Genomic DNA, 15,493 nt, shown 5'->3' with positions numbered 1-15,493 from the left:
TATGTCATCGAACCGCGTCGCCATCGTCGGCGCAGCCTTGTCCGACTGCGGCCGGGTGCCCGACAAGACCGCCATGGCGCTGATGGCCCAGTCCTCGCGGCGGGCGGTCGCCGATGCGGGGCTCACGAAGGAGGACATCGACGGTTTCGGCGGGCACGGAACATTGCTTCCCCCCGTGGAAGTCAGCGAGTACCTCGGCCTGCGGCCTACCTGGGTCGATGCGACCAATGTCGGCGGATCCTCCTGGGAAGTGATGGCCGGCCATGCCGCCGCCGCGATCGCGGCCGGCGAAATCGAGGTCGCTCTGTTGACCTACGGATCGACCGCACGCTCCGACGTCAAGCGACAGCTGCGCGCGTCGGCTGCCGCGATGGCAACCGGCGGTGCCCTGCAGTACGAGGCGCCCTACGGCGCGACCCTCATCGCCAAGTACGCCATGGCAGCCCGGCGCCACATGATCCAATTCGGCACCACCGTCGACCAACTGGCCGAAGTCGCCGTCGCGGCCCACGAGTGGGCAGCCATGAACGACAACGCATTTGAGCGAGACCGCATCACCGTTGCCGACGTCGCAGCCGCGCCGCTACTGGCGGACCCGTTCACCTCCAAGCATGTGTGCCTGCGCACCGACGGTGGCGGCGCCGTCGTGCTCGCCAGCGAGCGCGTCGCCAGAGATTGCGCGAAGGATCCGGTGTGGATTCTTGGCACGGCCGACGCGGCGTCGCACGTCAGCATGGGCCAGTGGCCCGATTTCACGACGTCGCCGGCGGCGCGCTCGGGGCCACTCGCGTTCGCGCGGGCGGGGGTCAGCCCGGCCGACATCGATGTGTGTCAGCTCTACGACTCCTTCACGTCCACCGTCCTGCTGACCGTGGAGGACCTCGGCTTCTGCGCCAAGGGAGAAGGCGGCCCCTTCATAGAGTCCGGAGCGCTTCGCCCGGGCGGGTCGCTGCCGACCAACACCGATGGCGGGGGCCTGGCGTCGTGTCACCCGGGTATGCGAGGAATGTTCCTCATGGTGGAGGCGGTGCGGCAGTTGCGCGGTGAATGCGGAGCGCGTCAGGTCGCCGACGCCAGGTTGGCATGCGTCCACGCGATGGGGGGCTTTTTCACCCACAGCGCCACAATGATTCTCGGAAGGTAGCGATGACGGCTCCTGATCGCCCCACGATCGACGCCGATGGTCAGGCGTGGTGGTCAGCCACGCAGGACCGGCGGCTGTTGGTGAATGCCTGCCGGTCCTGCGGTCGCAAATCGTTGTACGCCAGGCCGTTCTGTCCGCATTGTTGGGCTGAGGACGTCGAGTTGGCGCCGGCAACCGGTCGCGCGCGGCTCTACACGTGGAGCGTCATCCACCAAAACGCCGCACCTTTCGACGTGCGCACGCCGTACGTGCTGGCGATGGTCGACCTCGAGGAGGGACCGCGGCTGATGACGGTCGTGGAGAATTGCCGCGTCGAAGATTTGCGCGCCGACCTGCAATTGGTGATCGCCTTCCGCGACGACGAAGACGGATTCGTCGTCCCGGTCTTCCGTCCCGCTGCCGACTAGGTTCGGCGGCGGGATCTCTCATCCGGTAGTGGCGAGACGGTCGGCGAGCAGCCGCTGCCGCCCGACCGACCGCGCTTCGAGTTTGGCGCGGTCGACTTTGCCGTTGGCGTTGACGGGCAGCGGCTCGTCCCAGAAGACAACTTCTTCGGGCAGTTTGTATTTCGGCAATCCCTCCGCGCCCAGGGTCCGGGCGATCTCGGCGAGCGAGATCTCGACGCCGGGTTCGAGCACGACCGCCATAGCCAATCGCTCACCGGTGGTGGGATCGGAAACGGAATAAGCGGCGCATTCGCGTATCCCACCGATCCTCGAGACCGCTTCCTCCACTTCGGCGGCCGGGATCTTCAGCCCGTTACGAATCACGATGTCCTTGATCCGGCCGACGATCCGAACCCGGCCGCCGACCACCTCCGCCACATCACCGGTTCGGAACCACTCCCCCTCGAACGCGTATTCGTCGTCCTCGGCGTCGGTGTAACCGAGAAACGTGTGCGGACCCTTGATGCAGCACTCGGTGGGTTCGGACTCGGATCCGACGCGCACGTCGACGTCGCCGAGCGCCACACCGTCGTCGGCATGGCGGATGTCTCGGGGTTCGGTCCGCAGACCGGACGTGCTGACCGGGGTCTCCGAGGATCCATAGGCGCGCATCACAACGATGCCGAACTCGTCTTCGATGCGTTCGACGATCCGCCGGTCCAGCATCGTGCCGCCCAGGTACACGGCGCGTAATGGGACGACGGCGCCGCGCGCCACGGCCTGGTCGAGCATCCGGTCGAGCAGCCGGTCCGGGCCCCCGTACCACGTCGCACCTGAGCTGACCAGGAGGTCGCAGGTCGCCGCCGGGTCCCAGCGATCTTCCAGAATCACTGGAGCCGCCAGCATCGGACCGATGAACAGCGCCTGCAACACCCCGGTGACCGACGCGAGCGGGCTGATCAAGAAGATGCGGTCGTCGGAACCCAGGCCCGCCGCCGCAATGTAATTCGCCGAAGCCTTGGCCAGCGTGCTCAGCGAATGAATCACGCCCTTGGGCCGCGCGGTTGTGCCCGAGGTGTAAAGCACAAGGCACGGATCATCGGCCGACCGCACCGGCCGCGGCGGCCGGGTGGTACCCGTTCGGCCATCGTCACCGAGTTCGATCCAATCGCAGAGACCGGACACCTCCGCGTCGGTGATCGTCGCCCAGTTCGGCGCTACGCCGAATCGTGCACCGGTGCGGGTGAGGATGTCGGCGATCTGCGTCGCCCCGGCACTGCGCGGCACGAGCAGAACCACCGCGTCCACCCGCAGCGCCGCGTGGACCGACACGACCGAGTCCACGTCGTTACCGACTACCACGACGATCGCGCCACCCGGAGCAAGGCCGGCGTCGACCATCGCTCGGGCGGCCGAGTCGATGCGCTTGTCCAGTTCGCCGTAGGTCAGTTCGGCGCCGCGATCCGCGACGGCAACCCGGGCAGGGTGCCGCGCCGCGGTGGGTCCCACCAGGTCGATCGGCTCCGCCGTCCAGAAACCGGCCGCTCGGTAGCGGGGCCGCAATTCTTCGGCTCTGCGGCGCGCATGTCGTAGCAACTCAGTCGGGCCAGTCATGAGCCTCCTCCGACGCCTCAGATGCAAATGGTTGTTCTCGGTTAGGTAAATGTAACCTCTCACCCATGCATTCAATGACTTTCGACAACCAGGTAGCCATCGTCACGGGGGCCGGCGGCGGACTGGGTCGCTGCCATGCACTCGAGCTCGCCCGCCGCGGCGCCCGGGTCGTGGTCAACGACCTGGGCAGTTCGGTGGACGGCGACGGGGCGTCGATATCGGCGGCCCAGGCCGTGGTCGACGAGATCACCGCGGCCGGGGGTACGGCGATCGCCAACGGTGACTCGGTGGCCACCGAGGAGGGCGGTGCGGCGATCGTGGCCGCCGCGCTGGAGGCCTTCGGGCAGGTCGATGTGCTGGTGAACAACGCGGGGATTCTGCGCGACGCGGCGTTCAAGAACATGACCGCCGAGCAGGTCGACGCCGTCATTGCCGTGCACCTCTCCGGCGCATTCAACGTCACGCGGGCGGTGTGGCCGATCATGCGGGCGCAGAATTACGGCCGAATCGTTCAGACGACCTCGGGCACCGGCCTTTTCGGAAATTTCGGTCAAGCCAACTACGGCGCCGCCAAGATGGGCCTGGTCGGCATGATGCACGTTCTCGCGATCGAGGGCGCCCGCAACGGCATCGCCGTCAACGCCATCGCCCCGATAGCGCGGACCCGGATGACGGAAAACATCATGGGTGACGCCGGCAAGGCCATGCATCCCGAGCTCGTCACGCCCGTCGTGGTCTATCTGTGTCATCGGTCGTGCGACCGCACCGCGCACATCTACTCGGTGGGCGCGGGCAAAGTGTCACGCGTGTTCATCGGTGTCACCAAGGGAATCGAGGACACGGCGCTGACCGCGGAGTCGGTGGCGTCGTCTATCGACGAGATCGACGATAGCGCCGCGTTCACCATTCGGGGCGGACCCATCGCGGGCTGACGCGGAAGGTCAGCGGCCGAGGAACTTGGGCTTCCGGCGTTCGGCGAACGACACCAGGCCTTCTTGCAGGTCCGCCGTGCGCGACACCACCTCCTGCGCCCAGGCCTCCTGCTCGAATGCGCGGTGCCGATCCGACTCCGACGAGACCGACAGCAGCCGCTTGGTCAGCGTCAGCATCACCGTCGGGCCCGCGGCCAACCGTCCGGCGAGTTCCTCGGCGACCGCGTCGGTGTCGTCCGGCGCGGTCACCCGATTGACCAGTCCCAGCCTTTCGCAGGCGGCCGCGTCGACCGGCTCACCGAGCATCAGTAATTCGGTCGCCTTGCGCAGGCCGACGATCCTCGTCAGGAGGTGGATGGCGCCGGAATCCGGCAGGATTCCACGATGCACAAACGCCTCGACAAGCTTTGCCTCCGTTGACATCACGACGAGATCGGAAGCCAGAACCAAGCTCGCGCCCGCCCCGGCGGCCGTGCCCTTGACCGCCGCGACCACCGGCTTGTCACAGTCGAGAATGGACGCGACCAGCCGCTGCCAGCCCTGCTGAAGCATCCGCGCGATGTCACCCGGACGCTTTTGCACCGGCTCGACGGCGGCCCCGGCGCCCGCCGGTTGCGGTGCGAGGCCGGCCCCGGCGCAGAAGTGCCGGGTGCCGCTGGCGCTCAACAGCACCGCGCGGACGGCGGGGTTGTCATTGGCCCGTACGAATGCTTCGGTTAGTGCGTCACGCGCCAACGGAGACAACGAGTTTCCCGTTTCCTGACGATCTATTGTCACCCGCGCGACGCCGTCGGCGCCGATCGCACACACGATTCCGGATGCTTGTTCTGACATCTCGTTCACCCCTGCGTTAACGGCGTTTCCGTTTTTCGGGTATCTTAATTTCCACCTTGTCCGGGCGACGACACGGGCCGCCACAACGAGGAGGCAATCCGATGGGGCAGACGGGGCGGATCACCGACGAGGGATTGGCCAGGTTGCGGGCTACCATCGGCATTGCCGTCCCGCACACGCAGCCACCGCACTACTACCGCCCCAACGAGGACACGTTTCGTCACGTCGCCGAAAGCTACGGTGACGCCAACCCGCTGTGGGCCGATCCCGAATACGCCGCGAAGTCTGTATGGGGAGAGTCTGTGGCCCCACCCGCCCTCGTTGGCGGCGACACGCTGATCGGGGAGGACGAAGTCACGACACTCTCGGACGAGGACCGCGCACTGACCAAGGGCGATCCACTGCGCGGGGTGCATGCCTTCTACGCCTCATCTGCTCGGGAATGGTGGGCGCCGCTGCGCGCCAACCACCGCGTCTTCAGGCGCAATGCCCTGGTGGCCGCGCTCGACAAGAGCAGTGAGTTTGCCGGCCGCGCCATCCACGAATGGTCCGCCCAGGTGTTCCGCGACGACGAGGGCACGATCTTGGGCGGCCAGTACCGCAACATGATTCGCACCGAGCGCAGCAAGGCGCGGGGCCGGAAGAAATACGAAGCCGTCCAACTCAAGACGTGGACCGCTGACGAGATAGCCGAGCTCGACGAACGCTACGGGCGCGAAAGCCCGCGCGGCGCCGAGCCGCGGTGGTGGGAAGACGTCGACGAAGGCGACGATTTGGGGTCGCTGACAAAGGGCCCGCTGACGGTCACCGACATGGTCTGCTGGCACGTCGGCATGGGTATGGGCATGTACGGTGTGCGTCCGTTGAGACTGGCGTGGCGGAACCGGCAGCGCATCCCCCGCTTCTACACGCCCAACGAGTACGGCGTCCCCGATGCCCAGCAACGCGTGCACTGGGAGCCCGACGCCGCGCGCAACGCGGGCAATCCCACCACGTTCGACTACGGGCGCATGCGCGAGACGTGGTTGATCCACTTGTGCACGGACTGGATGGGTGATGACGCCTGGCTGTGGAAGCTCGATTGCGAGTTTCGTCTGTTCAATTACGTCGGCGACGTCCACACCGTCACCGGTACCGTCGTCCGCAAGTACCTCGCCGACGGTGAACGCCCCGCCGTCGACCTCGAACTCGCGGCGACCAACCACCGCGGCCAGATCACCGCGCCGGGACACGCGACCGTCCTGCTGCCCAGCCGCGACCGAGGGCCCGTGCGCCTGCCTGACCCGCCGGGCGGCGCGACGAACCTCGGCGAATTGCTGACCGCCGTAACGGAACAGTTCGCCGAGCGCTGAGCACATGAGTTACCGCAGTGTTCCCGGCCTTCTGGCCGAACAGCAGGGCCCGACCCTGCGGCTGACCCTCGACCGCGCCGAACGCCGTAATGCCGTCAACGATGCGATGCTGGACGCGATGATCGGTCATCTGGTCGATGCCGGCACCGACGAATCGGTGCGGGTCATCAGGATCGACGCCACCGGACCGGATTTCTGCGCGGGCGCGGACCTGATCGCCAACAACGCAAAATCCGAACGGAAACCACGCGTGGGCAGCACGCAGCGCCGCCTACCGAACAAGGCAAATCGGCTGATTCCGTTGATGCTTCAGACGCAGGTGCCCGTTGTCGCCGTGGTCCGAGGTTGGGCGATCGGCCTGGGCTTCCACATCGCGCTGGCATCAGACTTCTGCGTCGCCGCCGACGACGCCCGGTTCTGGGAGCCGTTCATGGCGCGCGGCTTCACCCCCGACAGCGGCGCAGCCTGGTTACTGCCACGGCTCATCGGATTGGTACGCACCCGACAGCTGCTGATGCTCGGCCGGGAAATCGGAGGAACGTGCGCCGCCGAGTGGGGCATCATCCACGGCGCCTGCGCATCCGACGAATTGCCCTCGGTGGCCGAACAACTCGTCAGAGAACTGGGTGAAGCGCCCACGGTTTCGCTCGGACTCACCAAGTGGTTGCTGCACAGCGCCAACGGCCTCGACCTTGACCGCCATCTCCAGAACGAGGCATTGGCACTCGAATTGTCGAGTCGTAGTGAGGATTTCAAGGAAGGCTTGGCGGCCTTCCGCGACAAACGCGGTGCAGCATTCAAGGGCCGCTGAAGAGGTTGAGATCATGACGCAACTACCGATCCGCCCTGACACGCCGGTCGACGATGCGGTCGCGGCGGTGCGGCAGTGGATCGAGGCCGAGGTTCCGGCCGCCTGGCGCTCGGCCGCGGCCAAGGACGCCGCGACCATGCGGGCGGTCCGCAGCCCTGCGGATTACCAACAGTGGTATCCGACCTTCGCCGAATCCGGCCTAGTCGTACCCACGTGGGCGCGTGAACACGGCGGCCTGGGTGTTGGCAACGAAGTCGCGCGCGCGATCGACGAGGTGCTCCGCCCGCTTCGCCTGACGCGTCTGAATCCCTTGGGGCTCAACAATGCGGCGGCAGCATTGTTCAGCCACGGTACCGAGGATCAGCGGCTGCGCTTCCTGCCGCCGATCGTGCGCAACGAGGAGAAGTGGTGCCAGCTCTTCAGCGAGCCTGGCGCTGGCTCCGACCTCGCGTCGTTGGCCACCCGCGCAGTGCGCGACGGTGATTCCTGGGTGATCTCCGGTCAGAAGGTGTGGACCACGTGGGCCGATCAGGCGGATTTTGCGATCCTGTTGGCGCGGACGGATCCCGAACAGCCCAAGCACAAGGGCATCACGTACTTCCTGCTCGACATGCACCAGCCGGGCGTCGAGGTGCGACCGCTTCGCCAGATCACCGGCGAGGCCGAATTCAACGAGGTCTTCCTCGACGGAGCGCGGGTGCCCGACGTCCACCGCGTCGGCGCCGTCAACGACGGCTGGCGCGTGAGTGCGTCGACGCTGTCCAGCGAGCGACAGATGGTGTCGGGTTCGGGCTCGGGTGGGATGGGCCGCCTCGGCGGGTCGAGCGCCGAACGACTGATCATCCTCGCCAGGGAGACCGGACGCTGGGCAGATCCCGTGATCAGGAACAAGGTGATGCGCTTGTGGGCGCAAGAGCGGGTACGCGGCTGGACCAATGACCGCGTGCGCGCAGCGCTTTCGGCCGGCCAGTCCCCCGGCGCGGCCTCGTCGATCGGCAAGGTGCACCAGGCCACCATCAATCAGCAGATCCAGGACCTCATGGTCGATCTGCTGGGCACGGATGCGATCGCCTGGCCTGCCCACGACGATCCGGACGCTCTGCCGCGGGATGTGCAGGGCATGATGCGCAGCCTCGCCAACGGCACCGAGGGCGGCACCACCGACATCAACAAGAACATCCTCGGCGAACGCGTGCTCGGCTTGCCGAAGGAGCCGGACCCCTGGAAGGGCAAGCCCTGGAAGGACATGCCCCGTTCGTGAGCGCCTATGAACGCTTGATCGTGTCCAAGGCCGACGGGATCGGCTGGTTGATCCTCGACAGGCCCGAGGCGGGCAACGCCTTCGACGCGCTGATGCTCGACGAGCTCGAGGCCGCCTGGGCCGACCTCGATACCGATCCGGACGTCAAGGTGATCGTCAACGCCGCCAACGGCAGGGCGTTCTGTACCGGGATGGACGTGGTCCAGGTCGCGCGGGACAAGGCGGCCATGCGACGACACTCCCGCCGAACCAGGGATGCCGAGCTGAAGATCTCGTCCTGGCACTGCGACGTGTGGAAACCGGTGATCGCCGCGGTCAACGGGGTGTGCGCGGGAGGGGGCCTGCATCTGGTCGCAGACGCCGACATCGTCATCGCCGCCGAGCAGGCGTCCTTCACCGACCCCCACGTCTCCATCGGGCAGGCCGTCGCGTACGAGGCGATCACGCTGCTGCGCAAGTCGCCGATGGAGGCCGTTCTGCGAATGACACTGAGCGGCAAGGGTGAACGCATCTCGGCGCAGCGTGCCTACCAGTTGGGCATTGTGTCCGAGGTGGTGCCGGCCGATCAGCTCCGCGCGGCGGCGGGCCGTCTCGCGGCCGCGATCGCCACGAATTCGCCGACCGCGATACGCACCACGAAGAAGGCGCTCTGGCACAGTTTGGAAGTCGGAATGACGCAGGCGCGCAGCGACGCCGCCGAGGAGATCTGGCGGCTCCGCAATCACCCCGATCATGCCGAGGGTGTCCGGGCGTGGCGCGAGAAGCGTGCGCCGCAGTGGCAACCGCTGCCCGACGTAGCGGAGGTTCCATGACATACCACAGACTCATCGTTGAACGACGGGGTCCCGTCGGATGGATCATCAACGACCGCCCTGACCGTCTCAATGCCTACGACGCCGTGATGCGCGAGGAATTTCCCAGGGCGTGGGCGGAATTGAACGCCGATCCCGACGTCCGCGTCATCGTGCACACCGGGAACGGCCGGGCGTTTCAGGTGGGCGCCGATGTCGAGGACCTCGACGGCGAGGCCGTGCTGCAATTCCAGGAGACCATGCGCACACTGGATCTGAAGCTGAGCGCCTGGCACTGCAATGTCGAGAAGCCGGTCATCACTGCCGTCAATGGGGTGTGCGCGGGCGGCGGGCTGCACTGGGTGGCTGACGCCGACATCGTCATCGCGTCGTCGGATGCGACCTTCGTCGACCCCCACGTCTCGATCGGTCAGGTCAGCGCGCTGGAGACCATCGCACTGATGCGAAAGATGCCCGCCGAAGCGGTGTTACGGATGGCACTCGTCGGGAGTCACGAACGGCTCACCGCCCAGCGCGCGTACGAACTCGGCATGATCAGCCAGGTGATCGACCCGCCCGACAAGCTGCGTGACGCCGCCCAGGAGCTCGCCGAGAAGATCGCCAAGAATTCGCCCTCGGCGATGCGCGCCACCAAACGGGCACTATGGGGCGCGCTCGAATACGGCCTCACCGATGCGTGCCGCGAAGGTGCGAAACACCTGACATCGATGTGGGGCCATCCGGACCAGAACGAGGGCCCCCTGGCCTTCGCGGACAAGCGAACTCCGAACTGGGCTCCCCTGGAGGCTGATTCGTGAACCTCGCAACGCTGCTGGACGGTCTACCCGACGTCGCGGTGCACACGGTCGGCGCCGAGGTATCCCGTGACGAGCTGTCGGCCAGTGCCCAGCGACTCGGCAAGCTGCTCGCCGAGTCCGGGCTGGCGACGGGACAGGTCGTCGCCGCGATGCTGCCCAACGACGCCACCACCATCGCCGCGCTGTTCGGCACGTGGCACGCCGGCGGCGTGTACACACCGCTAAACCCCAGGGCGGCCGATCCCGAGATCCTCGCCCAGCTGGAAACGCTGCGCCCCGTTGCCATCATCACGACCCCCGCACTCGCACAACGTTTCTCGACTCATCACCTGCCCGTAATCACCGGCGAGGCGCTGTCGTGGACCAGGGTCGCGTCGTCAGGCCACTCGGCCGGCGAGCCGTGCTACGACGACGACGTCGCGCTGCTGCAGTTCACTTCCGGCACCACGGGACCGCCGAAGCCGGTGCCGCTTCGTCACAGCACGGTACTCGATCTGATCGACCGGCTGCTGGCCAAACTTCGCGGCACGAAACCTGGCTTGGAAAATGCGTCGGCCCCACCGAAGAGGCCCCCCATGCCGAACCTGGTGCCCTTGTCGTTGTCGCTGTGGGCCGGCATCTACCAGGTGCTGTTCGCGTTCCGGGCCGGTTCGGGCGTCGTGCTGATGGACCGGTTCTCCCCGACGGATTTCGCCGCGCTGGTCCGGCGCCACCAGCTGCGATCCACGGTGCTGCCGCCCGCGGCGCTGACCATGGTTCTGCACGACGACTCGGTGGCCGACCTCTCGCCACTGAAGATCGTGCGGTCGATCACCGCTCCCCTGTCGCCCGTGCAGGCGCGCCGGTTCCGGGACAAATTCGGGGTGATAGTGCTGAACTCCTACGGCCAGACCGAACTCGGGGGTGAGGTGGTGGGCTGGTCGGCCGCCGACGCCCGGGAGTGGGGCGAGACCAAACTGGGTTCGGTCGGCAGGCCGCTGCCCGGCATCGACGTCACAATCGCCGACGACGAGGTGATGGTCCGCACGCCCACGACGGCCGCCCGGAAGATCGATCCAGCCTTCCTGGACCGGCTGACCGACGACGGCTGGTTCCACACCGGCGACCTCGGGTGGTTCGACGACGACGGCTTTCTGTGGCTCGACGGCCGAGTATCGGACATGATCAATCGTGGTGGCCTCAAAGTGTTTCCCGGCACGGTAGAGGACGTCCTGCTGGCCGCCGATGGGGTGCGCGAAGCCGCCGTCGTCGGCGTTCCCGACGAGCGGCTCGGGGAGGTGCCGTGGGCGTTCGTCGTCAGAGGCGATGAGTCGGTCTCCGAGGCCGGCCTCGTGTCGTGGTGTCGAGAGCGTCTGACGCCCTACCGGGTTCCGGTACGCATCGTGTTCGTCGAACAGCTGCCCCGCAACGATGTCGGCAAGGTGGTCAAGCGCGACCTCGCTGCGCTCGCGGACGTGTGACCCTGTCCCTCCAACGCCTACGCGACGAAAACGATTGTTCTCATTTCTGAGAGTGATGTTAACGTTTGGTGGCAAGTTTCACCCCGCTAGGAGGGTCTCATGTGGCAGGAACTGGTCCGACTGGCTGTGACCTGGGCAGTGATGTGTGGCCTTGTCGCATTCTTCTACTGGATGCTGGCCAACATCGGCACCTTCTGATAGACGCAGGAGACACAGTGGACGAGCAGGATCGACGACGCAAACGTGGATTGATCGCGTTCCAGGTCTTCATCTACGGAGTGCTGATCGCGATGTTCGCGATCCAGCTCCAGATGTATCTCACGAGGGATTGGTGATCAATGACGAGTCCAACCCGATCGCCCGCCATGGACGAGCACGAGGCACAAACGCGTGAGATGCAACGGCGCGCGGATCGATGGTGCATCGCCGGCACCGCGCTCATGGGCACCCTCGTCCTCGGCATCGTCGGCCTGCCCATATTTTGCCGAGGGATCTATCTGTTGAGAAAGGCGCAGCGCGACGGGCTGTCGGTTCGGCCAATGATGGTCACGCTCATCGGATACGTCATCATCCTCGACGCCGCGCTCAACAGCATCGGCTGGGCGCTCGATTTATTCGCCAACCACGCCCTGATCACCCGCACGGTCTTCACCGCATGGGGCAACCTCATCGACGCCGGCTACTTCTGGCACTACAACGAACTCTGGATCGGCGGAGCCGCTGCGCCAGGCGAGAAGGCCTGGGTCATGGTCTGCGTGCTGATCGCGTTTCCCATGCGCATCGCCGCCGCCATCGGGCTGCTCCAAATGAGACGCTGGGGCCACCAGTGGACGATCGTGACGTGCTGGTTCGGAGTGATCGTGTGGACCGGCTACATCCTCAACATGACGATGTACGCCGACGTCCGCTATACGGCAGTCGGGCTACCGGTTCTCGGGTGGTGGGCATTCAACATCTTCTACGTCACGCCGTTCCTCGCGATCCCGTACCTGCACACCGTCAACCGAGAGATCTTTTCCGACTAGCACCGAAGGAGGGACCGCCGTGTCTAATTCCACTGTGGGGACCGAGGATTCGGTCGAGCCGTTGCCGGTCGGAACCACCCCGACGTGGGCGCGAATGCATAAATGGCTCAAACGCGGGCTGTACGTCTGCCTATTCGGGCTGGTCATCGAGGGCTCGTTGACCGTACCTGTGATGGCGGTCTGGTACGGCTGGCCGACGCTATCGCTGACCGAGATCTGCAGTGAGCTCATGAAGGTGCGCTTCTCCGACGACAGTCTCCAGTGCCAACAGCCCTATCCACTCGGCGGGCCCCCGTTCGGGGGAGCACCCGAAGCGGCCGGCCAGCACACCGCCCGCGACGACTGGGGCATCCAACCCAAACCCCGGTACGTACGTATCGGGTTCAGGGAGTTGGTGAAAATTCACGATGACCGCCTAGCGCGCCAGCCGAGTCGATGACGTGGCGTCGTCCACAGTCGTCTTGGGCGCGGCCGACGGTCTGGCGCGCGAGCTGGCAGACGGACTCGACGGCATCGTCGCGGTACCCGGACGTGGGCTGGCATCGGGCATCACCGGAGCGGTCGTAGTCGTCGGTACCGATCCGGCCCCGCGGCCGTCCGACGCGGCCGGCCTCAGTGGCGAGGAATGGGATCACATCGTCGACGGGATGATGTGGCCCGCCCTGGCTGCGCTCCAGCGGGCACGGTCCGCGTTAGCACCGCACGGGGGACGAATCGTCGTTGTCGTGCCGACAATCGGCATGGCGGGCGCGGCCCGACTGGTGGCGTACACCACCGCAGTGGAAGGCATCCGCGCGATGGCGAAATCCGCTGCGCGGCAATGGAAGCGCGAAGACGTGTCCGTCAACCTGGTCGCGGCCCCTCTGCGACTGTTCACGCCCGAGATGGACTCTTTTACCGCGCACCTCACCGCGGCTGTGGTCCACGACGATTCGACGCTTCTCCACACCGTCGTCGAGGCGGTGAAATTCCTCTTGCGGCCGGATATCGATCACCTCGTCGGCGAGACGATCGTCGCCGACGGAGGGGCGGTGATGCTGCCATGAGCCTGCACGGTCTCACCGCGCTGGTGACTGGTTCGGGCGCCGGGGTTGGCCGCGGCATCGCCATGGCTCTCGCCTCGGCCGGGGCGCACGTCGTCGTCGCCACCCGGTCCGAGACGGGGTTGGCCGTCGCCGAGGAAATCACCGCACGGGGCCACGATGCGACGTGGGCACGATGCGATGTGACCGACCCTGACGCAGTGGCGGGCGCGATACAGCTGTCCCTGGCGACCACCGGGCGGCTCGATGCCGTGGTGCACAACGCCACGAGCAACGCCTCGAGCCAGCCGCACCAACTGGCTGATGTCGATCGTTCCGTTTGGGGCGACCACTACTCGGTGTCACTTCGTGGAGCGCACTTCTGCGCCGTTTCAGCATTTCCCGCGCTGAAGAAGCGGGGCGGCACCTTCCTCGTCATGACCTCGCCCGCCGGCATCGAAGGCAGCGCGACCCTGCCGCTCTACGCCACAATGAAGGGCGCGTTGCGCGGTTTCGCCAAGAGCCTCGCGCGGGAATGGGCCCCTCACGGCATCACGGTGAATGTTGTTTCACCGCTGGCATATTCACCCGCGATGACCTTGGCGATAAGCGCCGAGCCGGCGATGGAGGAAAGGCTGGCACGCCGAATCCCGCTGGGACGCATCGGAGACCCCGAAATCGATATCGGCTCAGCCGTGGCATACCTTATCGGTCCCGCCGCTCGCTACGTCACCGGGCAAACCCTCGGTGTCGATGGCGGCCATTTCATGAACCTCTGAGCCCGTTCCCTGCAGATACCAACGTTCGCTATGATTGAGAATCAATATTCTCACGCCTGCTGGAGGTGCTGGTGAGCGACGACAAAGCGTTTGAGGTCTGGGACGCCGACAACCACATGTACGAGACCATCGACGCCTACACGCGGTATCTGCCGGAGAAATACGCCGAGGCGCTGAAGTTCATCGACGTCAACGGCCGCAAGAAGCTGCAGATCATGGGCACGGTCACGGAGTGCATCCCCAACCCGACATACGAGGTGATCCCCACACCCGGCGCCTGGTCCGATTACTTCCGGGGCATAAACCCAGAGGGCAAGACGTTGCGGGAGCTCGCCGAACCGATCCGCTGCCCCGATGAGTTCAGGCGGCCCGACCTACGCCTGGCGCTGATGGACCGGCAGGGCGTCTACGGCGCCGTGATGTTCCCGACGACAGCGGGCATGCTCGAAGAACGGACCAAATCCGACACCGAGCTCACCCACGCGGTCACGCATGCGTTCAATCGGTGGTTACTCGACGACTGGACATTCAACTACCAGGACCGGATCTTCCCCGTTCCTGCGATCTCGCTGAACGATCCCGCGCTGGGCGTGCAGGAACTCGAATGGTGCCTGAACAATGGCGCCCGGACGGTATTGATCCGGCCGGCACCCGTTCCGCGCGAGGACGGCACGTCGCGGTCACCGGCGCTGCCGGAGTTCGACGATTTCTGGCGACTGGTCGAGAATTCGGGTATCTCGGTGCAGATGCACAACTCGGACTCCGGCTATGAGCGCTACGTCGACGACTGGGAGGAAGCCACGGAGTTCAACGGATTCGCGCTGAGCAAGCTGCGTGGTTTCATCTACGAGGAGAGCCGAAACATCTTCGACACTCTTGCGGCGTTCATCGCGCACGGGGTGTTCGAGCGCTTCCCCGGGGTACGCATCGGCGTGGTCGAGAACGGCGGCTCGTGGGCACACCGCCTGTTGGACGTGTTCGACCGCGTATACCGCAAGAGGCCATACGACTTCAGCGAGCATCCCTGCGATGTCTTCCGCAGACACGTGTGGATCAATCCGTTCCACGAGGAGGACATGTCGCACCTCGTCGACATCCTGGGTGCGGATCGGGTGATGTTCGGCTCGGACTACCCGCACCCCGAGGGGCTGGCCGAGCCCGCGGATTTCGTCAAGGAACTCGAGGATCTTCCGGAGGACACCAGGGCACGAGTGATGGGCGGCAACCTCAAGGAGCTCATCGGCGTCTAGCCGGGCCCGATGAA

General features: G+C 66.0%; 16 protein-coding genes. 14 read left to right on the top strand and 2 right to left on the bottom strand.

Features of this window, described 5'->3' with window-relative positions; translation table 11 throughout:
* The first annotated feature begins 1 nt into the window (after position 1).
* Positions 2 to 1,144 (top strand): acetyl-CoA acetyltransferase, encoded by a 1,143-nt coding sequence (locus OCU_RS34525; protein ID WP_009956472.1) that lies wholly within the window; start codon positions 2 to 4, stop codon positions 1,142 to 1,144.
* A gap of 2 nt (positions 1,145 to 1,146) precedes the next feature.
* Entirely contained in the window at positions 1,147 to 1,551 is a 405-nt protein-coding gene (locus OCU_RS34520) for a Zn-ribbon domain-containing OB-fold protein (RefSeq protein ID WP_009956474.1), read from the top strand.
* An 18-nt stretch (positions 1,552 to 1,569) separates the two neighbouring features.
* Here the strand turns inward: OCU_RS34520 and OCU_RS34515 are convergent, their stop codons facing one another.
* Positions 1,570 to 3,093: a class I adenylate-forming enzyme family protein gene (locus OCU_RS34515; protein WP_009956475.1), complete on the bottom strand. Its 1,524-nt coding sequence runs from the start codon at positions 3,091 to 3,093 to the stop codon at positions 1,570 to 1,572.
* A 116-nt stretch (positions 3,094 to 3,209) separates the two neighbouring features.
* On the opposite strand from OCU_RS34515, the gene OCU_RS34510 reads away from it, so the two are divergent.
* Complete coding sequence (locus OCU_RS34510; RefSeq protein WP_009956476.1) at positions 3,210 to 4,076, top strand: SDR family NAD(P)-dependent oxidoreductase; 867 nt, start codon at positions 3,210 to 3,212, stop codon at positions 4,074 to 4,076.
* A gap of 9 nt (positions 4,077 to 4,085) precedes the next feature.
* On the opposite strand, the gene OCU_RS34505 is transcribed toward OCU_RS34510, so the two are convergent.
* Positions 4,086 to 4,919, bottom strand: coding sequence for an enoyl-CoA hydratase/isomerase family protein (locus OCU_RS34505; RefSeq protein WP_014379757.1), 834 nt, complete (start codon positions 4,917 to 4,919; stop codon positions 4,086 to 4,088).
* A 92-nt stretch (positions 4,920 to 5,011) separates the two neighbouring features.
* On the opposite strand from OCU_RS34505, the gene OCU_RS34500 reads away from it, so the two are divergent.
* The 11 genes from OCU_RS34500 (at position 5,012) to OCU_RS34445 (ending at position 15,479) form a co-directional block, all read left to right on the top strand.
* On the top strand, positions 5,012 to 6,262 hold the full coding sequence (locus OCU_RS34500; RefSeq protein ID WP_014379756.1) for a hotdog family protein: 1,251 nt from the start codon (positions 5,012 to 5,014) through the stop codon (positions 6,260 to 6,262).
* A 4-nt stretch (positions 6,263 to 6,266) separates the two neighbouring features.
* Positions 6,267 to 7,073, top strand: a complete 807-nt coding sequence (locus OCU_RS34495; protein WP_014379755.1) for an enoyl-CoA hydratase/isomerase family protein — start codon at positions 6,267 to 6,269, stop codon at positions 7,071 to 7,073.
* A 13-nt stretch (positions 7,074 to 7,086) separates the two neighbouring features.
* Positions 7,087 to 8,334, top strand: coding sequence for an acyl-CoA dehydrogenase family protein (locus OCU_RS34490; protein WP_014379754.1), 1,248 nt, complete (start codon positions 7,087 to 7,089; stop codon positions 8,332 to 8,334).
* Complete coding sequence (locus OCU_RS34485; RefSeq protein ID WP_008255430.1) at positions 8,331 to 9,146, top strand: enoyl-CoA hydratase/isomerase family protein; 816 nt, start codon at positions 8,331 to 8,333, stop codon at positions 9,144 to 9,146. Before OCU_RS34490 ends, OCU_RS34485 begins: the two co-directional genes overlap by 4 nt.
* On the top strand, positions 9,143 to 9,943 hold the full coding sequence (locus OCU_RS34480; protein ID WP_009956482.1) for an enoyl-CoA hydratase/isomerase family protein: 801 nt from the start codon (positions 9,143 to 9,145) through the stop codon (positions 9,941 to 9,943). The genes OCU_RS34485 and OCU_RS34480 overlap by 4 nt, the downstream gene beginning before the upstream one ends.
* On the top strand, positions 9,940 to 11,403 hold the full coding sequence (locus tag OCU_RS34475; RefSeq protein ID WP_009956483.1) for a class I adenylate-forming enzyme family protein: 1,464 nt from the start codon (positions 9,940 to 9,942) through the stop codon (positions 11,401 to 11,403). Before OCU_RS34480 ends, OCU_RS34475 begins: the two co-directional genes overlap by 4 nt.
* A 365-nt stretch (positions 11,404 to 11,768) precedes the next feature.
* Complete coding sequence (locus OCU_RS34465) at positions 11,769 to 12,428, top strand: hypothetical protein (RefSeq protein ID WP_009956485.1); 660 nt, start codon at positions 11,769 to 11,771, stop codon at positions 12,426 to 12,428.
* 34 nt (positions 12,429 to 12,462) lie between these two features.
* A complete protein-coding gene (locus tag OCU_RS34460) occupies positions 12,463 to 12,867 on the top strand; it encodes a hypothetical protein (RefSeq protein WP_009956486.1) in 405 nt (134 codons plus the stop codon).
* Position 12,868: 1 nt separating this feature from the next.
* Positions 12,869 to 13,474 carry an SDR family oxidoreductase gene (locus OCU_RS34455; RefSeq protein WP_009956488.1) on the top strand — a complete coding sequence of 202 codons (606 nt, stop codon included), beginning with the start codon at positions 12,869 to 12,871 and terminating at the stop codon, positions 13,472 to 13,474.
* Positions 13,471 to 14,229: an SDR family NAD(P)-dependent oxidoreductase gene (locus OCU_RS34450; RefSeq protein WP_014379751.1), complete on the top strand. Its 759-nt coding sequence runs from the start codon at positions 13,471 to 13,473 to the stop codon at positions 14,227 to 14,229. The genes OCU_RS34455 and OCU_RS34450 overlap by 4 nt, the downstream gene beginning before the upstream one ends.
* A gap of 65 nt (positions 14,230 to 14,294) precedes the next feature.
* Entirely contained in the window at positions 14,295 to 15,479 is a 1,185-nt protein-coding gene (locus tag OCU_RS34445) for an amidohydrolase family protein (protein ID WP_014379750.1), read from the top strand.
* Positions 15,480 to 15,493: the final 14 nt, after the last annotated feature.

It is taken from the genome of Mycobacterium intracellulare ATCC 13950 (assembly GCF_000277125.1).
Taxonomy (GTDB): Bacteria; Actinomycetota; Actinomycetes; order Mycobacteriales; family Mycobacteriaceae; genus Mycobacterium; species Mycobacterium intracellulare.
Note: the sequence above shows the minus strand (reverse complement) of the source record. Positions and strands in the feature narration are given on the sequence as shown.